The sequence below is a fragment of the Stutzerimonas stutzeri genome, from assembly GCF_002890895.1.
GTDB classification, from domain to species: Bacteria; Pseudomonadota; Gammaproteobacteria; order Pseudomonadales; family Pseudomonadaceae; genus Stutzerimonas; species Stutzerimonas stutzeri_AB.
The window spans coordinates 72,580-94,464 of the sequence record NZ_POUL01000010.1; the positions used below are offsets into that span (position 1 = coordinate 72,580).

The 21,885-nt window shown below is 60.5% G+C and carries 19 protein-coding genes; 6 read left to right on the plus strand and 13 right to left on the minus strand.

Annotated features, from left to right (window positions below; all coding sequences use genetic code 11):
• Nucleotides 1-8: 8 nt before the first annotated feature.
• The 3 genes from CXK96_RS17060 to CXK96_RS17070 all read right to left on the minus strand — a co-directional run bounded on the left by CXK96_RS17060 (nucleotide 9) and on the right by CXK96_RS17070 (nucleotide 4,069).
• Nucleotides 9-2,498, minus strand: coding sequence for a TonB-dependent siderophore receptor (locus tag CXK96_RS17060; RefSeq protein ID WP_102837632.1), 2,490 nt, complete (start codon nucleotides 2,496-2,498; stop codon nucleotides 9-11).
• A gap of 104 nt (nucleotides 2,499-2,602) precedes the next feature.
• Nucleotides 2,603-3,553: a FecR domain-containing protein gene (locus CXK96_RS17065; protein ID WP_102837633.1), complete on the minus strand. Its 951-nt coding sequence runs from the start codon at nucleotides 3,551-3,553 to the stop codon at nucleotides 2,603-2,605.
• Entirely contained in the window at nucleotides 3,554-4,069 is a 516-nt protein-coding gene (locus tag CXK96_RS17070) for a sigma-70 family RNA polymerase sigma factor (RefSeq protein WP_102837634.1), read from the minus strand.
• Nucleotides 4,070-4,215: 146 nt separating this feature from the next.
• Between CXK96_RS17070 and CXK96_RS17075 the strand changes: the two genes are divergently transcribed.
• Nucleotides 4,216-4,740, plus strand: coding sequence for a DUF3617 domain-containing protein (locus CXK96_RS17075; protein WP_102837635.1), 525 nt, complete (start codon nucleotides 4,216-4,218; stop codon nucleotides 4,738-4,740).
• A 42-nt stretch (nucleotides 4,741-4,782) separates the two neighbouring features.
• On the opposite strand, the gene CXK96_RS17080 is transcribed toward CXK96_RS17075, so the two are convergent.
• Entirely contained in the window at nucleotides 4,783-5,139 is a 357-nt protein-coding gene (locus CXK96_RS17080; protein ID WP_102837708.1) for an NADH:ubiquinone oxidoreductase, read from the minus strand.
• A 90-nt stretch (nucleotides 5,140-5,229) separates the two neighbouring features.
• Here CXK96_RS17080 and CXK96_RS17085 point away from each other — a divergent pair, with 90 nt between their 5' ends.
• The gene (locus tag CXK96_RS17085; RefSeq protein WP_102837636.1) at nucleotides 5,230-6,195 is read left to right on the plus strand and encodes a CobW family GTP-binding protein; all 966 of its coding nucleotides are present in this window, start codon (nucleotides 5,230-5,232) and stop codon (nucleotides 6,193-6,195) included.
• Between the two features lie 9 nt (nucleotides 6,196-6,204).
• On the opposite strand, the gene CXK96_RS17090 is transcribed toward CXK96_RS17085, so the two are convergent.
• The gene (locus tag CXK96_RS17090; protein WP_102837637.1) at nucleotides 6,205-6,579 is read right to left on the minus strand and encodes a DUF3301 domain-containing protein; all 375 of its coding nucleotides are present in this window, start codon (nucleotides 6,577-6,579) and stop codon (nucleotides 6,205-6,207) included.
• 76 nt (nucleotides 6,580-6,655) lie between these two features.
• A complete protein-coding gene (locus CXK96_RS17095) occupies nucleotides 6,656-7,063 on the minus strand; it encodes an SMI1/KNR4 family protein (RefSeq protein ID WP_102837638.1) in 408 nt (135 codons plus the stop codon).
• A gap of 225 nt (nucleotides 7,064-7,288) precedes the next feature.
• Between CXK96_RS17095 and CXK96_RS17100 the strand changes: the two genes are divergently transcribed.
• The 4 genes from CXK96_RS17100 (at nucleotide 7,289) to CXK96_RS17115 (ending at nucleotide 13,055) form a co-directional block, all read left to right on the plus strand.
• Nucleotides 7,289-9,544, plus strand: coding sequence for an ATP-binding protein (locus tag CXK96_RS17100; RefSeq protein ID WP_102837639.1), 2,256 nt, complete (start codon nucleotides 7,289-7,291; stop codon nucleotides 9,542-9,544).
• A gap of 13 nt (nucleotides 9,545-9,557) precedes the next feature.
• On the plus strand, nucleotides 9,558-10,043 hold the full coding sequence (locus CXK96_RS17105; protein WP_102837640.1) for a response regulator: 486 nt from the start codon (nucleotides 9,558-9,560) through the stop codon (nucleotides 10,041-10,043).
• Between the two features lie 67 nt (nucleotides 10,044-10,110).
• On the plus strand, nucleotides 10,111-12,513 hold the full coding sequence (locus tag CXK96_RS17110) for a response regulator (RefSeq protein WP_102837641.1): 2,403 nt from the start codon (nucleotides 10,111-10,113) through the stop codon (nucleotides 12,511-12,513).
• The gene (locus tag CXK96_RS17115) at nucleotides 12,513-13,055 is read left to right on the plus strand and encodes a biliverdin-producing heme oxygenase (protein WP_102837642.1); all 543 of its coding nucleotides are present in this window, start codon (nucleotides 12,513-12,515) and stop codon (nucleotides 13,053-13,055) included. Before CXK96_RS17110 ends, CXK96_RS17115 begins: the two co-directional genes overlap by 1 nt.
• Before the next feature lie 65 nt (nucleotides 13,056-13,120).
• Here CXK96_RS17115 and glmS read toward each other — a convergent pair whose 3' ends face one another.
• The 7 genes from glmS to atpA form a co-directional block, all read right to left on the minus strand.
• Nucleotides 13,121-14,971 (minus strand): glutamine--fructose-6-phosphate transaminase (isomerizing), encoded by a 1,851-nt coding sequence (gene glmS / locus CXK96_RS17120; protein ID WP_102837643.1) that lies wholly within the window; start codon nucleotides 14,969-14,971, stop codon nucleotides 13,121-13,123.
• A 2-nt stretch (nucleotides 14,972-14,973) separates the two neighbouring features.
• Entirely contained in the window at nucleotides 14,974-15,756 is a 783-nt protein-coding gene (locus tag CXK96_RS17125; protein WP_102837644.1) for a DeoR/GlpR family DNA-binding transcription regulator, read from the minus strand.
• A gap of 269 nt (nucleotides 15,757-16,025) precedes the next feature.
• Nucleotides 16,026-17,390: a bifunctional UDP-N-acetylglucosamine diphosphorylase/glucosamine-1-phosphate N-acetyltransferase GlmU gene (glmU, locus tag CXK96_RS17130; protein WP_102837645.1), complete on the minus strand. Its 1,365-nt coding sequence runs from the start codon at nucleotides 17,388-17,390 to the stop codon at nucleotides 16,026-16,028.
• Nucleotides 17,391-17,509: 119 nt separating this feature from the next.
• Nucleotides 17,510-17,938: a F0F1 ATP synthase subunit epsilon gene (locus CXK96_RS17135; protein WP_046163281.1), complete on the minus strand. Its 429-nt coding sequence runs from the start codon at nucleotides 17,936-17,938 to the stop codon at nucleotides 17,510-17,512.
• Nucleotides 17,939-18,017: 79 nt separating this feature from the next.
• Nucleotides 18,018-19,394, minus strand: a complete 1,377-nt coding sequence (atpD, locus tag CXK96_RS17140; protein ID WP_102837646.1) for a F0F1 ATP synthase subunit beta — start codon at nucleotides 19,392-19,394, stop codon at nucleotides 18,018-18,020.
• Nucleotides 19,395-19,424: 30 nt separating this feature from the next.
• Nucleotides 19,425-20,288, minus strand: coding sequence for a F0F1 ATP synthase subunit gamma (gene atpG, locus CXK96_RS17145; protein WP_102837647.1), 864 nt, complete (start codon nucleotides 20,286-20,288; stop codon nucleotides 19,425-19,427).
• Nucleotides 20,289-20,338: 50 nt separating this feature from the next.
• A complete protein-coding gene (gene atpA, locus CXK96_RS17150) occupies nucleotides 20,339-21,883 on the minus strand; it encodes a F0F1 ATP synthase subunit alpha (RefSeq protein ID WP_045422988.1) in 1,545 nt (514 codons plus the stop codon).
• Between the last annotated feature and the right edge of the window lie 2 nt (nucleotides 21,884-21,885).

The following is a 21,885-nucleotide window of genomic DNA, read 5'->3' on the forward strand; positions in this document are numbered from 1 at the left end:
CAGGGTGCTTAGAAGTCGTAGGTCAACGTGGCCATGACATTTCGCGCTTCGCCGTAATAGCACTGGCTGAGGCTGTTGCAGGCGGCGACGTATTTTTCGTCGGTCAGGTTGTTCAGGTTCAGCTGTGCGCTCAAACCGTCCAGCCCGACACGCGACAAGTCGTAACCGAGCATGGCGTCGTACAGCGTGTAGGACGGGATACGTAGCGTATTCTCCGCATCCGCCCAGCTCTTGCCGAAGTAGCGCACGCCGCCGCCGACCTGCAAGCCGGCGATCAGGCCTTGCTCGAATGTGTAGTCGGTCCACAGCGACGCCATGTTGCGGGCCACCGCATTAGGCGTATTGCCGCGGTTGTTGACCCCAGCAGCGCCGGTGAAGTCCTTGGAGTACTCCACATCCATGTAGGTGTAGCTGGCGATCACGTTGAGGTTGTCTCGCGGACGCAAGCGCGCCTCCACTTCCACGCCTTTGGAGGTGAGTTCGCCGACGGCGCGATAGAAGTTCTCGTTGGAATCCTTGTTCGCCAGATTCGACTGTTTCAGGTCGAAGTAGGAGATGGTGTACAGATCGTCGGTGCCCAGCGGCTGGTATTTCAGGCCCAGCTCGTACTGTTCACCCTCGGTCGGGTCGAGCAGCGTGATGTCGAAGCCGCCACTGCCGTTGGCGTTGTAGGCTGCGGTGGCGTTGGGGTTGAACGATTCGGAGTAACTGGCATAAGGCGACAGGCCATTGTCGAAGGCGTAGAGCACGCCGACGCGACCGGTGAACTGCTCCAGCGTGGCAGCATCGGTCTGATCACCGTTCGACGCGTCCTGGGTGTGATCGAACGAGACGTCCACCCAGTCCTGGCGTGCGCCCAGCGAGAACCGCCAGTTGCCAAGACTGATAAGGTCCTGCACGTACAGGCCGGTCTGCTCCAGCTCCCGCGTTTCGTCGTACTGGTGGTAGAACGTCGGGTTAGCCGCACCAACGCTGCCGGTGTAGGGGTTGATCACCGAAAGGCCGTACGCCGCGTCATAGTCGACCTTCGCCTTGCGCCGTTGATAATCGAGGCCGGTCACCAGCGTGTGGCTGAGCGCACCGGTATCGAAGAGAAATTGAAGCTGGTTGTCGATGGTCCAGGCATGCAACGCCTCATCCGCGCCGGTGTAATAGCGCACCAGCTCGTCCTGCGTGGCGTAGCCGTACTGGTAGACCTGGCCGGACTCGACCGTCGAATCGAGATACTGAAAGTTCTGCCGCGCCGACACCGTTTCGTTGAAACGGTGTTCCAGCTGATAGCCAATCATCTGCTGGTCGCGCTCGAACTTTTCGTAATCCTCATCGCCTTCGAAGAAGCTGCGTGAGATGCGCTGGCCGTTGTGCGAGGTTACGGTGCCGTCAGCTGGCAGGCCGCCGTGATAGCCGCTTTCGGGGTCATGCTGGAGCATGGCCTGGAGCGTCAGCCGGGTGTCCTCGGTGAAGTCGATGCTCAGCGAAGGCATGACGGCGTAGCGCTTCTCTTCAATGCCATCGACCTGGTTGTCGGCATCCTTCGCGACGCCGACCAGACGATAGGCGATGCGCTCGTCATCCAGCGGGCCGGTGAAGTCGAACGGGGCCTGCTTGTTGTCCTCGCTGCCGTAGGACAGCCTTATCTGCCGACTCGCCTCGTATTGCGGCTTCTTGCTGGTCATCGCCACCAGGCCACCGGGCAGGCTGCGGCCGTAGAGCACCGAGGATGGGCCTTTGAGGATGTCGATACGCTCGATGAAATAGGGATCGACCTGCAGGCTGCTGTAGGTGCCGCTATCGCCCAGCAGCTTCTGGCCATCGAGGTAGAGGTTATCCACCGACCCGTCAGTGATACCGCGCATGGCGACGTAGTCGTAACGGGTAGTGGCACCATAGGGAGTGCTCATCAGGCCCGGCGTATAGCGTACGGCTTGGGCAATGGAGCGTGAGCCCTGGTCTTCGATCTGCTGGCGAGTGACCACGGAAACGGTTTGCGAGGTCTCGGCCAACGGCATGCTCGTCTTGGTCGCCACGCTGCTGTGTGTGGCGTTGTAGCCTTCCATCTCGCCCAGCGCATTGCCCAGCGCGAAGCCTTCCACCACCATCGGCTTCAGCTCGACGGCTTGGGCCTGTCCGCGAGACGGCGCGGGCACCAGCGAATAGGCACCACGTTCGTCACGCACGGCCTGCAGACCGCTGCCGTCCAGCAAAGTGTCGAAGCCTTCTTCAACGCCATATTGACCGTGCAGGCCGCTCGACTGGCGATTGTCGACCAGACGGCCATCGACCGACAGCATCACGCCGGCCTCTCCCGCGAAGCGGCTCAGGGCGGAGGAAAGTGAACCGGGCGGAATGTCATAGCTGCGTTCAGTCTGCTGCTGTACCGATTGCGCCAGCGCCGCCGGCGCGACGGCAACGGTGGCCAATGGCAGGCAGATCATGGCGGCACGAATGGCCTGGGAAAGCGGACGTGGAAGGCGAACGGGCAAGGCAGTGGAGCGCATGATTCATCCTTTTTGCGGGGGCAAATTCGTGATCGTTGCGGTTATGCCCAGCGACTCGTCCCAAAAGGGAACCGCCAACTCAAATTATTTTCATCGGGTGCTTTTCAGGCTTCGGATTGCACCGGCTCGAGACTGACCCACCACGGCAGGGGCCGATTGACGCGCACCGACAGTGTGCTCGCCAGAACGTCCAGGACACGCTCGGTATCGGCCAGTGGATAGGCGCCCACCACGCGAAGGCCAGCGATGCGGGGATCACAACCGAGATAGCCCTGGCGGTATCGGCTCAGTTCGGCCAGGAATTCATCCAACCGCAGGTTGTCTGCCACCAGCACGCCACGAACCCAGGCCTGGCGCCCCATTTGTACCGGACGTTCGGCTTCGGCGTAGCGCTGGTCGAAGCTGATTTGCTGGCCCTGCAGTGCCGTACGCGCTCGACCATTGGCAGGTCGGACCTCAACAGCGCCGTCGAACACACTGAGCTGCGTGCGACCGTCGCGCTGCAGGACCGAAAAACGTGCGGCCTCATGGGTTTTCAAGCTGCCTTCGGCGGTCCGCAGCAACAACGGACGCTGTTCATTGCTTGCCTGCACCAACAGCTCGCCACGGTAGAGCGACAGCTGGCGCACCTGATCATCGAGCGCGACGTCGACCGCGCTGTCGGTGTTAAGCCACAGGTGCGAGCCGTCAGGCAATCGCCAATCGCGCACCTCACCCACGGCCGTGCGTTGGTCGGCCGTCCAGCTGCGCCAAGGCATGGCGCCGCCCGCCAAGGCCAGAACACCACCCCCAAAAATAACGGACAGGGCTTTCAGTGCCTGTCGCCGCGTCGGCTGACGGCGCTGCATCAAACTGCTCGCCCTGGCACCAAACGGATCGCGGGCGAGCGGCTCGAAGCGTCCACTGATCTGTTCGACGCGCTGCCACGCGCGCGCGTGCTCGGGATCGTTTAGCCAGCGTCGCCAGGCCTCACGGTCGTCATCGCTGACGCTGTCCGACTGCAGCACGGCGAACCACTGTGCAGCGGCCTGCAGCACCTGATAGTCCAGCTTCACTCAGTCGTCCTCGATCAGGGTAAGGCAGTGCAGCATGGCCTGCGCCATGTACTTTTTGACCATCCGTTCGGACACGCCCAGTTCCAACCCGATGGCGGCGTAGGTCAGGCCCTGCAGTTGTGACAGGACAAACGCATGCCGCACGTTTTCCGGCAGTCGAGCGAGCATGGCGTCGACCTGCATCAGTGTTTCGACCACCAGCACCTGAGATTCCGGCGAAGGAGCCACCGCCTCCGGTTGCAGCGCAATCGCTTCCAGGTAAGCCTGCTCGATCTGCCGCCGACGCCAATGGTTGATCAACAGGCCACGGGCAATGATGTGCAAGTACGCACGCGGCTCACGTATCGCATCCAGCCCCTGGTCCTTGCTTAGCACCCGCACGAAGGTGTCCTGGGCAAGGTCGGCTGCCCTCTGGCTGCAACCAAGCTGTCGCCGTAACCAACCGTTCAGCCAGCCCTGGTGGTCGACGTAAAGTCGATGCACCAGTTGTTGCCGGACCACCCCCTCTGCTGCCATGTCTCGCCGCCTTTCATCGTCAAGACGGTAATGCTAACGCTTCTCATCAACAAAAGACCATGAGGTTGTCTTGCCTCTGATCTTTTTGCTGGGGACTTTCCGGCGGCTGGACTAGGCTGTTCAACAACTGATTGCAGGAGAACCTCATGACCCACTTCGCCCGGCTCAGCCTGGCTGCGCTGCTTGCCGCAGCCCTCCCCGTCCAAGCAGCGCAGCTACTCCCCGGCCTATGGGAGTTCACCAGTGAGAAACTGGTCGTCGACGGCATGCAGATGCCTGGCATGTCCGAGATGTTGGCGCAGATGAACCAGCTGCCTCCCGAGCAGCGCAAAATGATGGAGAGCATGCTTGCCGAACAGGGTGTCGAGCTGGGTTCCGGGGGCGTCCGCATCTGTCTGAGCGAAGCACAGGTCAAGTCACGCAAGCTGCCCTTTCAGGACGAGCCCGGTTGCAAGCAAGAGGTCCTTGAACAAACGGAAAGCCTGTGGCGATTCCGTTTCGAGTGCCCGGACGCAAAGGGTCGGGGCGAGACGAAGGTGATCAGCGAGCGGGAAGTGGCAAGCACCATCGAGACGACCTACACCACGGGCGAACAACAGGGCACCAGTCAAATGCAGTCACGCGGCCAGTGGATTGGCGAGGACTGCGGCGCATTGAAGCCTCAGCGCTAACCAGCGAAACGTTTCACGTGGAACGCGAAGCAAGACTTGCGATTATTCCGTGACCCAATCACCCGCACTGTTCTGTTCGCATGCAGGCTGCAGGTAACGGGCATCGCTGGCGACGCCGTAGTAGTGGATGTCCTGGCGATACGGCATGTTCGAAACCTGGGCGTTGCGGCAAATGCCGAAGGCGCCAGTCGGACACTGCTCAACAAAGGTCACTTTGACCTCTTGGTCCTTGAGGGCTGGCTGGCAGAATCCGCTGCGAAAGAGCTCGCCGGGAATGCTGCGATTTTCCTGGCAGATCTTCACTTCGATCCGATCATCCTGACTATGAACGATGCAGCCTTCTGCAAGCGCCTCGGCGCAAAGCCCGACCATCAACAGCAGCACATACAGCGAACGCATCACCAGTCCCTCCCGATCGAACGCGGCGACTCTAGCACGCAGGTCTGAAAACCGCTTTCCTCCGATCGGCAGAATGCGCACCATAACGCCATGCTTTCCAATATCCCGACACACCTCATCAGCGGCTCACTCGGCGCGGGCAAAACCAGCCTGATACGTGCGCTGCTGGCGCAACGCCCTGCCAGCGAGCGCTGGGCGGTGCTAATCAATGAATTCGGCCAGATCGGGCTCGATGCTGCGCTACTGAGCACCGACGACTCAGGCGTAAGCCTGACGGAAGTCGCCGGCGGCTGCCTGTGTTGCGTAAATGGTGTGCCCTTCCAGGTGGGCCTGAGCCGATTGTTGCGCAAGGCTAAGCCGGACCGGCTGTTCATCGAACCCTCCGGCCTGGGTCATCCTGCCGAGTTGCTTGATCAACTCACTCGCGCACCTTGGCACGGCGTGCTTGCTGTGCAGCCCTGCGTGGCGGTCATCGACGGGCCGGGGCTGCTACAGGGCGAACCGCTTCCGGAGAGCCAGCGGCAGTCACTGAACCACTGTGGTCTGTTGGTGATAAACAAGAGCGAAGGCCTGAGCCAAACCGAACGGCATTCAATTAAAACGCTGCTGCCGCCTATACCGGTCCGCTGGACGCAACATGGACAGCTGCCGCTCAGGGAGTTGCCCGGCATCGACCAGCACGCAGGTCATGTTGAAACGGCCCCCTCATCGCTGCCCTCTTCAGCGGCAAGCCTTGGCCATGTCTGGCTGGACCCGCGTCAACCACTGTGCCAGAGCCAGGGTAGCGCAGATGGCTGGAGCATCGGCTGGCGCTGGCACCCGAGTCAGCGCTTCGATCTGGAGCGCGTCAAGGGCTGGTTGGAATCGATGGACTGGCGCCGCGCGAAGCTGGTCATGCTGGGTCCGCAGGGCTGGCAGTCACTCAACGCGCTGAATGGCCAGACCTTGGCATTCGGGCCCAGCGAATGGCGCAAGGATTCCCGCCTCGAATTGATCTTCGCCGAGCCTCAGGATGAACAGCACCTGAACGACGCGCTGGTCGCCTGTCGACTATGACCTAGCAGCTCAATCGTCGCGGCGGCGCCAGGCGTCCATCTGAATCACCTGGCCAGAATCCTGACGAGCAGGAAACGGATGGGCTTCCATTTCGATCGGGCCCGAACGGGCGCCAAACATCACGATGCTGCCCTGGTGCCGCTGCTCCCCGGTCACGGTGAACTCGAAGCCGTAGACCCGCGCGAAGCGGCGCTGGCCACGCGTATCACGGATCAACCCGAGTCGGCGAAAGGCTACGTTGCCGTCGAGCAGTTCCACATCCATCTTCTTGCAGTGCTGCCGCACCGCCCTCAGCGCCCGCTCACGTATTCCATAGGAATGCCACAGCCAGGCGCCAATGCTGAGCAGCACCAGGACGATAAACAGATTGCCGAGGGTCACCATAGGTGACACTGCCGGCAACCCCACAAGCAGCGATAGGCATCATGCCCTGCGCGCGGCGCAACGGTGACCCGGCGCATCAGCTCTCCAGCCAAACGTCGCGTACCCAATGCCAGACCGATTCCCAGCTTTCGTCAGTCATCTCATGCTCGCTGCCGTCGAACAACATGACCTCGCCTTCAAGATCCACCACGTAGAAATCAGGTCCGTCCTGGCAGATGGGCAGCAGGTCGCGCTCCACGCCAGCGTCCCACGCGTTCGCGGCCACTTCGGGCAGATAGGTGTGCGCTTGCGGATCAGCCGCGGTGACCGGTTCCAGACGTCCATAGACTACGTCGCTGACCGTCAGCAGAAACTCGCGCAGGCCGAACGGCAGATTGATCAGCAACTCCTCTTCAACCTCGACCAACCGGTCATCGTCTGGCAGCTCCAGTGGTACCGGCACCGGTTCGTTTAGCTCTCGCAGCTGCTCGATTACTTCTTCCATGACGGCCCCCTTCGACGGTCTTGAGAATGCGCGTTTATACAAGCCCACGCATTGGCTAGCCAGTACCAGTCGCGCTAAAGTATTTGCCGTTTGGAAAAAATTGGCGCGCCGCTAGGGTTTCGCGGGTAATGAACGGTCCGCCTTGCAGTCTCAGACATTAGGTAGCAACCGCAATTGGTGCCTGCTCGTCGCCATCAGCCCGTAACGGGGTGAACAGGAGAAATTGTGGCATCCATTGAAGATCTAGATACGCTCGCCAAGGCGATCGCCCAGTGCGGTGACGAGCCGATCCATATCCCCGGCAGCATTCAGCCTCATGGCTTTCTGCTGGTACTCAGCGAGCCCCAGCTGACCATTACCCAGGCCAGCGAAAACGTGCGTGAATGGCTCGGCGTTGATGTGCAGGCGCTGCTGGGACAGCCGCTGACCGAACTCATTGGTGAATGCGGTTTTGCTGAAGGGTTGGCTTCATTGGCCGACGATGATCACAACCCTTTTCACCTGCGGGACATCAATTTCAACCTGCCAGGCCGCAGCAACCATCCGCCGCTAGCCCTGATGGCGCACCGTTACAAGGGCAAGCTGATCGTCGAGTTCGAATCGGCCGGCAGCCCAGGCGCGGCATACGACAAGCTATATCCTCTGATGCGCACCTTCGTCGTGCAGCTGCAGGAGGCGCAAGACCTTCAGTACATCTGTCAGCTGGCTGTTCACGAGGTCAAGCGCATCACCGGCTTCGGGAGGGTCAAAGCCTATCGATTCGATGCCCAGGGCAATGGCCATGTATTGGCAGAGCAGGCTGACGAAGGCTATCCGCGTTATCTGGGGCTGTGTTTTCCCGCCTCGGATATCCCGCCGCAAGCGCGTCAGCTCTACTGCAACAACCTGATCCGCGTAATCCAGGACGCCAATTACCAACCCTCTCCGGTCGTGCCCACGCTCACACCTGACGGAGAGCCGCTGGACTTGAGCTTCGCCTCGCTGCGCAGCGTGTCGCCTGTTCATCTGCAATACATGCGCAACATGGGCACTCTGGCGTCGATGTCGATTTCCATCGTCATCCAGGGGCGCCTCTGGGGACTTATTTCCTGCCACGACGCCCAGCCTCGCCAGGTCAACTACCAGACCCGTACAGCCTGCGAGCTGCTGGGGCGCATCATGTCGCTGCAAATCGAAGCCAAGGAAGCTGCGACCCTGGCGCAGCGCAAACTCGAACTGCGACGGCAGATCGTCGAGATGCTGTCGTCCATGGCTGACCGCGACAGCGTCATTGAAGGCTTCAAGTGTTTGCCACAGGTGGTACTGGAATTCGCCGGTGCGGTCGGCAGCGCCATTGTCTCCGGCGAGCATTCCGAACCGATTGGCGAGACGCCGCCAGGCGCCTTGCTTGTCCGCTTGACCCAGTGGCTGTCGAAGCAACGCGAGCAACTGGTGTTCAGCACCGACTGCGTCAGCCGCGACGTACCCTCGATACCTGAATTGGCCGAGCACTGTGCCGGTTTGCTGGCGATCTCCATTTCCCGCCTGCACCCGCATTACTTGATCTGGTTTCGACGCGAACAGATCAAGACAGTCAACTGGGCCGGCCAGCCAGAGAAGCGCATCAACAGCCAGGGCAGCCTCTCGCCACGCCACAGCTTTGAAAGCTGGCAAGAGACGGTACGCGGCTATGCGACGCCTTGGCAGCAGGTTGAGCTGGAGGGCGCACTGGAGTTGCGCACAGCAGTGCTCGGTATCGTCCTGCGCAAGGCCGAAGAGATGGCCCAGCTGGCCGGCGAACTGCGCGAAAGCAACAAGGAGCTGGAGTCCTTCTCTTACAGCGTTTCACACGACCTGCGTGCGCCGTTGCGGCACATTGCGGGGTATGCCGAGCTGCTCGGAGAGCTCGAGGGCAGCAAGCTCAGCGAACGCGGCCTGCGCTTTCTCGACAACATCGGCGACGCGGCCCGCTTTGCCGGAACCCTGGTCGACAATCTGTTGAGCTTTTCCCAGATGGGTCGCGCCGCGTTGCGCTTGTCCGATGTGAATCTTTCCGCGCTGGTTGAATCCATTCGTCAGGAAATGGCACCCGACTGTGAAGGTCGCGAAATAGAATGGCAGGTCCATCCTATGCCGATCGTGGTCGCCGACGCTGCTTTCATCCACATGGCGTTGCGCAATCTGATCTCGAACGCGATCAAATACAGCCGCAAACGCGAGCACGCCACTATTGAGATCGGTGCCGAACAGCGCACCGAGGAAATCATCGTCTACGTCCGCGATAACGGCGTGGGCTTCAACATGCAGTACGCCAACAAATTGTTCGGCGTCTTCCAGCGGCTGCATCGCATGGAAGAATTCGAAGGCACCGGGATTGGTCTGGCCAGCGTGCGCCGGATCATCGAACGCCACGATGGTCAGGTCTGGGCCAACGGCGAGGTCAACCAGGGTGCAACCTTCTTCTTTTCACTCCCCAGACTTACCTATGCGTCACCCATTTAGTACGGGACTCTAAATGCTCAAACCGATTTTGCTGGTCGAGGACAATCCACACGATCTCGAGCTGACGTTGGTGGCGCTCGAGCGCAGCCAGCTGGCCAATGACGTTATTGTCATGCGCGACGGCGCCGAGGCCCTGGATTACCTGCACCGCCGCGGCGACCACGCCGACCGCGCCGACGGCAATCCAGCCGTGCTCCTGCTGGACCTGAAGCTGCCAAAGGTCGACGGCCTGGAAGTGCTGAAGACCGTTCGGGACACCCCAGAATTGCGCAGCATTCCTGTGGTAATGCTCACCTCGTCCCGTGAAGAGCCCGACCTGGTCCGAGCATACGAGCTCGGAGTGAACGCTTACGTGGTCAAGCCGGTCGAATTTCGAGATTTCGTCGCCGCCATCTCCGATCTGGGGATTTTCTGGGCCGTGCTGAATGAGCCGCCACCTGGATCGCTGCGGTTGCAGCGCCCCCTTCGGGATCGCAAGAACAGTGAGGAGCCGAGCTAACCGCTCATGCTTAAGGCTCCAAAGCAGAACTCCTTTCATGTAGTGCGGTATCCGCGACAGGATGGTTATGCCGGCGACAACACCTATCAGCGTCCTGTTTGTTGAAGACAGCCCGCACGACGCTGAACTCGCGCTCGTCACGCTCGAAAGAAGCGGCTACAGCCTCGATAGCGAAGTGGTCTTCGACCAGGCAGGTGTTGCCGAAGCCCTGCAACGTCGAAGCTTCGATCTGATTCTGTCCGACTTCATTCTTCCCGGTTATTCCGGCAGCCTGGCCCTGCAGGACGCCAGGCAGCTCGCACCCGAAACGCCGTTCATCTTTCTCTCCGGCGTCTTTGGTGAGGAGCATGCGGTAAACATGATGCGCTCCGGCGCCGTGGACTATGTGCTCAAGCAAAACTTAGGTTTCCTTCCGAAAGCCGTCGAGCGGGCATTGAGCGAGGTGCAGGAGCGGCGCGGCCGGTTGCGCGCAGAGGAAGCGCTGCGCGAAGTGGAGGTCCGGGCGCGTTTGGCTATCGACGCTGCGAGGCTCGGGATGTGGGACTACGACCCACAGCACGGCAGGCTGGTTCTCGACCGTCGCTGCCGCGCCATGTTCGGCTTGGCCGACCGTGCGCCTGTGGATATCCATGTCTTCGAGTCGCTGTGCCACCCAGAAGACCTGCAGCGCATGCGCGAACACGTCTGGGAAGCGATCAGCATCGACAAGGGCGACAAGGAGTACACCACCGACTACCGGATCATGCTCGAAAGCGGTCAGGTTCGCTGGTTTGAAACCCGTGGCCAGGCGTTTTTCGATGAAGGCCTGTGCAAGCGTTTCATCGGTGTGGTGATGGACGTTACCGAGCAGCGACTGGCGACCGAAGCGCTCAAGCGCATGAATGTGACCCTGGGTGAACGCGTAGAAGAACGTACCCGAGAACGAGACCGGACCTGGGAACTGTCACGGGATTTGCTCGCTGTGATGCGTTTCGACACCACCGTGGTTGCACTCAACCCCGCCTGGGAAGAAGCGCTTGGCTGGCCGCGTGAAGAACTGATCAACACACCGTTATGGTCACTGGTCCACGCCGATGATCTCATCGCGACCCAAGCGGAGACCGAACGCATTCGCTGCGGTAACGTCACCGATCGCTTCGTCAACCGCATGCAGCATCGTGACGGCAGCTACCGCTGGCTGTCCTGGACTGCCGTACCCGAGGCCGGAATGATGTATGCGGCGGCGCGTGACATCACCAGCGAAATAGCGGCGGTAGACAAGCTCGCCGCCGCCAACCGCGAGCTCACCGAGCAGATCACCGAACGCGAGCGCATCGAAGCCACGCTGCAACAGATGCAACGGCTCGAGGCCGTCGGCCAGCTTACGGCTGGTGTCGCGCATGACTTCAACAACCTGTTGACGGTGATCCTCACCAGCGCCAGCTTTCTCAAGAATGACCTGGAACGCGGCGCACCACTGGCCAAATCACTCAGCCGCCTGCAGTACATTCAGGAATCCGGCGAGCGCGGTGCAACCTTGACCAGTCAGCTGCTTGCGTTTGCTCGCCGCCAGCAACTTGCCCCTAAAGCCGTTGATCTCAACGACACGCTGGTCGGCCTGTTGAGTCTGTTGCACAGCACCTTGGGCGGCTCCGTCACCATCGAAACCGATACCCGTGCCGGGCTCTGGCACGCGCTGGTCGACCCTACGCAAATCGAGATGATCATCCTCAATCTCGCCATCAACGCGCGAGATGCGATGGGCTCCGGTGGTTGCCTGACCCTGCGTACCGACAACGCGGTGATTAGCGCCCCGGCAGAACGCGCTGAAGAACCTGGGCCGGGTGAATACGTGGTGCTGTCGGTCAAGGACACCGGCTCCGGCATGACAGACGAGGTGCTGCAGAAAGCCTTCGAACCCTTCTTCACCACCAAGGAAGTCGGCAAGGGTTCTGGGCTCGGCTTGGCCCAGGTGTTCGGCTTTGCCAAGCAATCCGGTGGCGGGGCGCGCATCGAGACCAAGCTGGGTGCAGGCACCACTGTGATGGTCTACCTGCCTCGGGTGACCGCCCCAGAACGCAGTCTCGGCGTCGCGGACCATGAGCAGGACATGCCCATCGACGAGGCCTCGCACAAGGTACTGCTGGTGGACGACGACCCCGCCGTGCGCGAAGTGACCGCACAAATGCTGAGCAATCTGGGTTACGCAGTGGTTCAGGCCGACGGTGGTCGTATGGCCTTGGATATGCTCGAACAGGGCGCGGTGGTGGATCTGGTACTTGCCGATTTCGCCATGCCGGGCATGAACGGAGGTGAGCTCGCTCGGGCTATCTCGTCTCGCTACCCCACGTTGCCCGTAGTGTTCATTACCGGCTACGCCGAGCTTGGGGAACTGGGAATGGGCAGTGCGACCATCATTCAGAAGCCGTTTCGCGAGGAACAGTTGGTGCGAAAGCTGAGTATGGTGCTGAAGGAAAGCAACCCGGCGTGATGGACAGCTTGCGAAATCAGCTGCGCGCAGCCACCGCGCCGCAACACCAACACGTCGACACGGCTTTTTCGGCCTATCGACTGGATCAGCCCGAAGGCTACCGCGCTTTTCTACAGGCCCATGCACAGGTGCTCATTCCGCTGGAAATCGAGCTGGAGCGGGCCGGTATCGAATCGATGCTTGATGACTGGCCCCTGCGTAGCAGACGCCACGCATTGCTCGCAGACCTCCAGGCCCTGGGCTGCGCAGAGCCGCCGTTGACGCCGCCGGGCATGGCACCCTCATTCGGTTGGAGCTGGGGCGCGGCTTATGTGATCGAGGGCTCGCGCCTGGGTGGTCGTGTGCTGTCGCGGCGCGTTGCCGAAGCCTACCCGTCTGCCCCGCTACGCTATCTGAACCACGGCAGCTCGACGCCACTATGGCCGAGTTTTCTGCAGAAGCTCGAACAGCAGGGCTCGGCGTGTGACTGGTCCGAGGTGCTTACCGGAGCGAATGCCACATTCGACCGTTTTCTGAGCGCAGCCCGGTCGAACAGGCCATAAAGCAAAAAAGCCCTGACGGGCTTTTTTGCTGTGCTCAACACACGCGCTTAGGAAGATCGGACGGCCTACTCGACGGTTACTGATTTAGCCAGGTTACGTGGCTGGTCCACGTCGGTACCGCGCAGCACCGCAACGTAATAGGAAAGCAGCTGCAGGGGAATCGTGTAGAGGATCGGCGCCAGTACATCGTGGATGTGCGGCATGCTGACGATAAAGGTGCCCTCCCCGTTCTCGATGCCCGCTTCACGATCAGCAAAGACGATCAGCTCGCCGCCGCGCGCGCGTACTTCCTGCAGGTTGGATTTGAGCTTTTCCAGCAATTCGTTGTTGGGCGCCACGGTGACCACCGGCATGTCAGCGTCGACCAGCGCCAACGGACCATGCTTGAGCTCACCGGCCGGATAAGCCTCGGCGTGAATGTAGGAAATTTCCTTTAGCTTCAGCGCCCCTTCCATGGCCACCGGGTATTGCGCGCCACGGCCGAGGAACAATGTGTGGTGCTTCTCAGCGAAATGTTCGGAAATCTTTTCCACCGTGGTGTCCATGGCCAGCGCTTCGCCAAGGCGTGTAGGCAGACGACGTAGTTCGTCGATCAGCTCCGCTTCCAGTGCTGGCGCCAGGGTGCCGCGTACCTGTCCCAGTGACAGGGTCAGCAGCAACAGGCCGACCAGTTGCGTGGTGAAGGCCTTGGTCGAAGCCACCCCGATTTCAGGGCCGGCCTGCGTCAGTAGGGTCAAATCGGATTCGCGCACCAGGGAGCTGATGCCGACGTTGCAGATAGCCAGGCTGGCAAGATAACGACCTTCCCCTTCCGTCCGCGCCTTGGCGTTGCGCAGCGCGGCCAGAGAATCGGCCGTTTCGCCAGACTGGGAAATGGTGACGAACAGCGTATCCGGCTGCACCACCACCTTGCGGTAGCGAAACTCGCTGGCCACTTCTACCTGACAGGGAATGCCGGCCAGCTCTTCGAGCCAGTAACGAGCGACCATTCCGGCATGGTAGCTGGTGCCGCAGGCGACGATCTGCACGTTACGCACCTTGGCGAACAGCTCAGCCGCCTGCGGGCCGAACGCCTGCACCAGTACCTGCTGGTCGCCAAGACGACCTTCGAGGGTACGTTGCACGACCTTGGGCTGCTCATGAATTTCCTTGAGCATGAAATGGCGATACTCGCCCTTGTCCGCAGCTTCGGCACCCTCATGGTATTGCACGCTTTCGCGCTCGACAGGCTGGCCATCGACATTCCAGATCTGCACGCTGTCGCGGCGGATCTCGGCAATGTCACCTTCTTCTAGGTACATGAAGCGGTCAGTGACCTGACGCAGTGCCAGCTGATCGGAGGCGAGGAAGTTCTCACCCAGGCCCAGGCCGATCACCAGCGGGCTACCGCTGCGGGCGGCAAGCAAGCGATCTGGCTGTTTCGCGCTGACCACCGCCAGACCATAGGCGCCGTGCAGCTCTTTGACGGCCTCCTTGAGCGCGACGGTCAGGTCGCCAACCTCACCGAGCTTGTGATGCAACAGATGAACAATGACTTCGGTGTCGGTATCGGACACGAAAACGTAGCCCATCCCTCTCAGCTGCTGGCGCAGCGCTTCGTGGTTTTCGATGATGCCGTTGTGCACCACGGCCAGGTCATCACCCGAAAAATGTGGATGAGCGTTGCGCTCGCAAGGTGCTCCGTGAGTGGCCCAGCGGGTGTGCGCAATGCCCAGGCGACCGGTAAGTTGCTCGTCCTGTTGCGCCTGCTCCAGCTCGGCGACCTTGCCGGAACGGCGCAGACGATGCAGGCTTCCGCTGGCATCCAGCACGGCGACACCGGCGCTGTCGTAGCCACGGTACTCCAGGCGCTTGAGCCCTTCGAGCAAGATTGCGGTGATGTTACGTTCAGCGACGGCGCCAACGATGCCACACATGGTCAGGACTCCTGATGGGTTTCGACGGCCGCGCAGATCAACTTGATACCGCGGGCCTGAATGCTTGAACGCGCCTCGGGGGTGAGGCGGTCGTCCGTGATAAGGTTATGGATGTCGCCCCAGGGCAACTCTAGATTGGGTATGCGCCGGCCGATCTTGTCGGACTCGGCCAGCACGATAACTTCGCGTGCGACTTCGGCCATGACCCGCGACAAGCCGAGCAACTCGTTGAAAGTGGTGGTGCCACGCTGCAGATCGATACCGTCTGCACCAATGAACAGCTGGTCGAAGTCATAAGAACGCAGCACCTGTTCGGCCACCTGTCCCTGGAACGACTCGGAATGTGGATCCCAGGTACCGCCAGTCATCAACAGTGTTGGCTCGTGTTCCAGCTCGCGCAACGCATTGGCCACACTCAGCGAATTGGTCATGACCAACAGACCATGCTTGTGGCCCAGTTGCGGGATCATGGCTGCCGTAGTGGTGCCGCTGTCGATGATGATTCGCGCATGTTCACGAATGCATGCCACAGCGGCTCGGGCGATGGCTTGCTTGCAAAGCGATACCGGCTGCGCACTGTCACCAATCAGCTCCTGCGGCAAGAGCACCGCACCGCCGTAGCGACGCAACAGTAGACCGTTTTTCTCCAGCGCGGCGAGGTCCTTACGGATGGTCACCTCAGAGGTCTCGAAACGCCTGGACAGCTCGTCGACGCTGACCTCGCTCTGCTCGTTGAGCAAGGCTAGTATCGCGTGACGGCGTTGCGGAGTGTTGCGTTTCGACATGCTTAAGTTTCGATTCGAAAGAAAAACTGGCGAATCAAAACCTATATTTGCGCAACGGTCAACTGCGGAGACGCTTCAACGCGTAAATAGCACATCAGGCCGTAAGGGCTGATTGGTCAGCTGTCTAGCGCCTGGCTTAACAGTGCCGCTTGACCTTTCGATCCCAATCGCGGCACCGGGTCGTGATTGAGCAACTCACCAGCGCGACGGTCTGACGTCATTGGTAAAGAAGAGCCAGACCTGCAACCCAACGATGAACGCACTCGCTGCTACTTCTGGCCTTTCTGAGGCCGCAGCCAGCCTGTGATCACTGCTTGTCGCGCTCGTCCCAGGGCCAGAGTTTCAGCCGGGACGTCAGCGGTGATCACCGAGCCCGCGCCGGTGGTTGCGCCATCGCCCAGGGTCACCGGAGCTACCAACGAGCTGTTGGAGCCAATGAAGACGTCCTCGCCCATGACCGTGCGGAACTTGTTTGCACCATCGTAATTGCAGGTGATGGTGCCGGCCCCGATGTTGGTCCGTGCACCTATATCCGCATCGCCCAGATAGGCCAGGTGCCCGGCCTTGGCGCCCTCGCCCAAGCTGGCGTTCTTCACCTCGACGAAATTGCCAACATGCGCTTTGGCGCCTAATACCGCGCCGGGGCGCAAACGGGCAAATGGCCCGCAATCAGCGCCTTCACCCAATTCCGCGCCTTCGAGATGACTGTTGGCCTTGACCACCGAACCGCGGCGTAGCGTGCTGTTGCGGATCACGCAATTCGGGCCGATCTCCACACCGTCCTCGATCACGACCTTGCCTTCGAGAATCACGTTTACATCAATCAGCACATCGCGACCGGCAGTAACTTCGCCGCGCAGATCAAAACGCGCCGGATCTCTCAACGTCACGCCCTGTGCCATTAAATGGCGAGCGGCACGCTGCTGATAATGTCGCTCAAGCTCAGCCAGTTGAATGCGGTCATTGGCGCCCTGAACTTCCATTGCATGCAGCGGCTGCTCGGTGGCGACCACCAGCCCATCGGCGACCGCCATGGCGATCACATCGGTCAGGTAGTACTCGCCTTGGGCGTTGCTGTTCGATAGCCGGCCCAGCCAGTCGGCAAGCCTTTCACCCGGCACGGCCAAGATACCGGTATTGCCTTCAGTGATGAGCCTTTGAGCCGCAGATGCATCCTTGTGTTCGACGATCGCCCGCACCACCCCTTGCCCGTCGCGAACGATCCGTCCATAGCCGCTGGGATCGGCCAGGTTCACAGTGAGAAGTGCGAGCTGTTGTGGGGTGACCTGCTGCAGGAGACGTTCCAGCGTCGCCGCCTCGATCAGCGGCACATCACCATAAAGGATCAGCACACGTTCGGCCGAAAGTGCCGGGAGCGCTTGGGCCACTGCATGCCCTGTCCCCAGTTGCTCGGCCTGCACCACAAAATTAAGATCATCCGCAGCCAGCTGTTCGCGAACCTGCTCGGCGCCGTGGCCGATGACCACGTGGATGGCCTTTGGCGCGAGTGCGCGAGCGGTATCGATGACATGCCCAAGCATGGAACGACCCGCTACGGGATGGAGAACTTTCGGTAGGGCCGAGCGCATGCGCGTACCCTGACCAGCCGCGAGAATGACGATATCGAGAGACATGGCAGATCCTGAACAAACGTAGCCGCAGGCCGACGCGGTGGTTATTTCCAAGTGGCAGAAAAAGAAAAAGGGTAGCCAAGGCTACCCTTTTACTCGTTCGCGATGAAGCCGTTAGCGGATCAACCGCGACCGTACTTCTTGCGCATCGCCTCGATCGTCCGCAGCTGGGCTGCAGCCTCGGCGAGACGCGCAGCAGCGGAGCCGTAGTCAAACTCGGCACCCTTCTCGTGCAACGCTTTTTCAGCGGCTGTAACTGCAGCTTTCGCCGCCGCTTCGTCCAGATCCTTGGCGCGAGTAGCAGTATCGGCAAGCACCTTCACCATGTTCGGCTGTACTTCAATGAAGCCGCCAGAAATGTAGAAGATGTCTTCTTCGCCGCCCTGCTTGATCACACGCACCGGACCGGGCTTGAGATCAGTCAGCAAGGGAGCGTGGCCCGGCAGAATACCCAGGTCACCCAGGTGACCATGGGCGATGACCATCTCTACCAGCCCCGAGAACAGCTCTTCTTCCGCGCTGACGATGTCACAGTGGACTGTCATAGCCATACTTATGCCTCGGTAATGAGCTCTGCTGGAAACTTCGCCGCCAGCAGAGCTTATTGGCGCCCGCAAGCGGGCGCGCCAGTTACAGTTTCTTGGCTTTCTCGATGGCTTCGTCGATACCGCCAACCATGTAGAACGCCTGCTCCGGCAGGTGATCGTAGTCACCGTTGAGGATGCCGGCGAAGCCACGGATGGTTTCTTTCAGCGAAACGTACTTGCCTGGCGAACCGGTGAAGACTTCGGCAACGAAGAACGGCTGGGACAGGAAGCGCTGGATCTTACGAGCACGGGATACCAGCTGCTTGTCGGCTTCGGACAGTTCGTCCATACCGAGAATCGCGATGATGTCCTTCAGCTCCTTGTAGCGCTGCAGCACGTACTGAACGCCGCGAGCGGTGTCGTAGTGCTCCTGGCCAATCACGTTGGCATCCAGCTGGCGCGACGTGGAGTCGAGCGGATCGACCGCCGGGTAGATACCCAGGGAAGCGATGTCACGCGACAGAACCACGGTGGCGTCCAAGTGGGCGAAGGTGGTCGCCGGGGACGGGTCGGTCAAGTCATCCGCAGGTACGTAAACGGCCTGAACGGAGGTGATCGAACCGCTCTTGGTGGAGGTGATGCGCTCTTGCAGAACGCCCATCTCCTCGGCCAGTGTCGGCTGGTAACCCACCGCGGACGGCATACGACCCAGCAGGGCGGACACTTCGGTACCGGCCAGGGTGTAACGGTAGATGTTGTCGACGAACAGCAGAACGTCCTTGCCTTCGTCACGGAACTTCTCGGCCATGGTCAGGCCGGTCAGTGCCACGCGCAGACGGTTTCCTGGTGGCTCGTTCATCTGGCCGTAGACCAGTGCAACCTTGTCGAGAACGTTGGAGTCCTTCATCTCGTGATAGAAGTCGTTACCTTCACGAGTACGCTCACCCACACCGGCGAACACGGAATAACCGCTGTGCTCCATCGCGATGTTACGGATCAGTTCCATCATGTTTACGGTCTTGCCCACACCGGCACCACCGAACAGACCGACCTTACCGCCTTTGGCGAACGGGCAAACCAGGTCGATAACCTTGATGCCAGTCTCCAGCAACTCGTTGCCGCCAGCCTGCTCGGCATAGCTCGGCGCCGCGCGATGGATACCCCAGCGCTCTTCTTCACCGATCGGACCGGCTTCGTCGATGGGGTTGCCCAGCACGTCCATGATCCGGCCCAGTGTGGCAGTGCCCACCGGTACGGAGATGGCTGCGCCAGTGTTGCTGACGTCCAGGCCACGCTTGAGGCCTTCGGTCGAACCCATGGCGATGGTACGGACAATGCCGTCGCCCAGCTGCTGCTGAACTTCCAGGGTCGTTTCGGCGCCGGTCACTTTCAGCGCGTCATAGATGTTCGGTACCAGATCGCGCGGAAATTCCACGTCGATAACGGCGCCGATGATTTGAACGATACGTCCGCTACTCATGTTTGGTTCCTCTGAATATTTGAACCGTTCTTAAACCGCGGCAGCGCCGCCGACGATTTCCGAAATTTCTTGCGTGATCGCAGCCTGACGGGCCTTGTTGTAGACCAGTTGCAGGTCGCTGATCAGCTCACCGGCGTTGTCGGTTGCGTTCTTCATGGCGATCATCCGGGCTGCCTGTTCGGCGGCGCCGTTTTCGACCACGGCCTGGTAGACCTGGGATTCGACATAGCGAACCAGCAGCGCGTCCAGCAACAGGCGAGCGTCGGGTTCGTACAGATAGTCCCACTTACCTTTCGGCGCGGTCTGATCGTCGCTCGCGGCCAACGGCAGCAACTGAGCTACGGTCGGCTTCTGCGTCATGGTGTTGATGAACTTGTTCGACACCAGGTAGAGACGGTCCAGACGGCCTTGATCGAAAGCATCCAACATGACTTTGACGCTGCCGATCAGATCATTGATCGACGGCTCCTCGCCAAGTCCGTTGACTGCCGCGACCACATTGCCGCCAAAGCTGCGGAAGAAGCTCGCACCCTTGTTACCGATCACGCACAGGTCAGCTTCGACTTTACTGTCGTGCCATTCCTTCATGTTCTTGATCAGCGCCTTGAACAGGTTTGTGTTCAAGCCGCCGCACAGGCCACGATCGGACGACACGACGATGTAGCCGACACGCTTGACCGGGCGCTCAACCATGAACGGATGACGGTATTCAGGGTTGGTATTGGCCAGGTGACCAATAACTTGCTGGATCCGCTCCGCATAGGGACGGCTGGCAGCCATGCGCATCTGTGCCTTGCGCATCTTGCTGACCGCCACCTTTTCCATGGCGCTGGTGATCTTCTGCGTGCTTTTGATGCTCGCAATCTTGCTGCGAATCTCTTTTGCGCCTGCCATTTGACACCTATCGGGTTAGCAAGCGGGAGCCTCGCGGCTCCCGCTGCGGCTTACCAGGATTGGGTGGCCTTGAACGACTCGATACCGGCTTTGATGCCTGCGTCGATTTCGTCGTTGAAGTCGCCCTTCACGTTGATCTTGTCCAGCAGAGCAGCATGCTCATGATGGAAATAGGCAATCAACGCCTGCTCGAAGGCACCAACCTTGGCTACTTCGATGTCCTGCAGGAAGCCGCGCTCGGCTGCGTACAGGGACACCGCCATGTCGGCAATGGACATCGGCGCGTACTGCTTTTGCTTCATCAGCTCGGTGACACGCTGACCATGCTCCAGCTGCTTGCGGGTCGCTTCGTCCAGGTCAGAGGCAAACTGGGCGAAGGCCGCCAGTTCACGGTACTGAGCCAGTGCGGTACGAATGCCACCGGAAAGCTTCTTGATGATCTTGGTCTGAGCGGCGCCACCGACGCGGGATACCGAGATACCGGCGTTAACGGCCGGACGGATACCGGCGTTGAACATCGACGACTCAAGGAAGATCTGGCCGTCGGTGATCGAAATCACGTTGGTCGGAACGAACGCAGATACGTCACCAGCCTGGGTTTCGATGATAGGCAGAGCGGTCAAGGAACCGGTCTTGCCAGTCACGGCACCATTGGTGAACTTCTCGACGTACTCTTCGGAAACGCGCGATGCACGCTCCAGCAGACGGCTGTGGAGATAGAAAACGTCACCTGGATAGGCTTCGCGTCCTGGCGGACGGCGCAGCAGCAGGGAGATCTGACGATAGGCGACAGCCTGCTTGGACAGATCGTCATAAACGATCAGTGCGTCTTCGCCGCGATCACGGAAGTATTCGCCCATGGTGCAGCCAGCGTAAGGTGCCAGGAACTGCAGCGCAGCGGATTCGGAAGCCGAAGCGGCAACGATGATGGTGTTGGCCAGTGCACCGTGCTGTTCCAGCTTGCGCACCACGTTAGCGATGGTCGACTGCTTCTGACCGATGGCCACGTAGACGCACTTGATGCCGCTGTTGCGCTGGTTGATGATCGCGTCGATGGCCAGAGCGGTTTTACCGATCTGACGGTCGCCGATGATCAGCTCGCGCTGACCACGACCGACCGGGATCATCGCATCGACCGACTTGTAGCCGGTTTGAACCGGCTGGTCGACCGACTTACGCCAGATCACGCCCGGTGCGACTTTCTCGACAGCGTCAGTTGCCTGAGCATTGACTGGGCCCTTGCCGTCAACGGGGTTGCCCAGAGCGTCAACGACGCGACCCAGCAGTTCCGGACCAACCGGAACTTCCAGTACGCGACCGGTGCACTTGGCACTCATGCCTTCGGTCAGGCTCTGGTACGCGCCCAATACAACGGCACCTACAGAGTCCTGCTCCAGGTTCAGGGCCATGCCGAAGACGCCACCGGGGAATTCGATCATCTCCCCGTACATCACGTCGGCCAGGCCGTAAATGCGCACGATACCGTCGGAAACGCTGACGACGGTACCCTCATTGCGCGCTTGAGCAGACACATCGGAGCTGCCGATGCGCTGCTTTATGATTTCACTAATCTCGGAAGGATTCAGTTGCTGCATGC

Coding starts and splice junctions, on each gene's coding strand:
- glmS (WP_102837643.1), bottom strand. CDS start 14,971: ATGTGTGGCATCGTTGGCGCCGTCGCTGAACGTAACATCACCGCAATC.
- glmU (WP_102837645.1), bottom strand. CDS start 17,390: ATGTCTCTCGATATCGTCATTCTCGCGGCTGGTCAGGGTACGCGCATG.
- CXK96_RS17085 (WP_102837636.1), top strand. CDS start 5,230: ATGCTTTCCAATATCCCGACACACCTCATCAGCGGCTCACTCGGCGCG.
- CXK96_RS17135 (WP_046163281.1), bottom strand. CDS start 17,938: ATGGCTATGACAGTCCACTGTGACATCGTCAGCGCGGAAGAAGAGCTG.
- atpD (WP_102837646.1), bottom strand. CDS start 19,394: ATGAGTAGCGGACGTATCGTTCAAATCATCGGCGCCGTTATCGACGTG.
- CXK96_RS17080 (WP_102837708.1), bottom strand. CDS start 5,139: ATGCGTTCGCTGTATGTGCTGCTGTTGATGGTCGGGCTTTGCGCCGAG.
- CXK96_RS17110 (WP_102837641.1), top strand. CDS start 10,111: ATGCCGGCGACAACACCTATCAGCGTCCTGTTTGTTGAAGACAGCCCG.
- CXK96_RS17125 (WP_102837644.1), bottom strand. CDS start 15,756: ATGTCGAAACGCAACACTCCGCAACGCCGTCACGCGATACTAGCCTTG.
- CXK96_RS17105 (WP_102837640.1), top strand. CDS start 9,558: ATGCTCAAACCGATTTTGCTGGTCGAGGACAATCCACACGATCTCGAG.
- CXK96_RS17060 (WP_102837632.1), bottom strand. CDS start 2,498: ATGCGCTCCACTGCCTTGCCCGTTCGCCTTCCACGTCCGCTTTCCCAG.
- CXK96_RS17075 (WP_102837635.1), top strand. CDS start 4,216: ATGACCCACTTCGCCCGGCTCAGCCTGGCTGCGCTGCTTGCCGCAGCC.
- CXK96_RS17095 (WP_102837638.1), bottom strand. CDS start 7,063: ATGGAAGAAGTAATCGAGCAGCTGCGAGAGCTAAACGAACCGGTGCCG.
- CXK96_RS17070 (WP_102837634.1), bottom strand. CDS start 4,069: ATGGCAGCAGAGGGGGTGGTCCGGCAACAACTGGTGCATCGACTTTAC.
- CXK96_RS17090 (WP_102837637.1), bottom strand. CDS start 6,579: ATGGTGACCCTCGGCAATCTGTTTATCGTCCTGGTGCTGCTCAGCATT.
- atpA (WP_045422988.1), bottom strand. CDS start 21,883: ATGCAGCAACTGAATCCTTCCGAGATTAGTGAAATCATAAAGCAGCGC.
- atpG (WP_102837647.1), bottom strand. CDS start 20,288: ATGGCAGGCGCAAAAGAGATTCGCAGCAAGATTGCGAGCATCAAAAGC.
- CXK96_RS17115 (WP_102837642.1), top strand. CDS start 12,513: ATGGACAGCTTGCGAAATCAGCTGCGCGCAGCCACCGCGCCGCAACAC.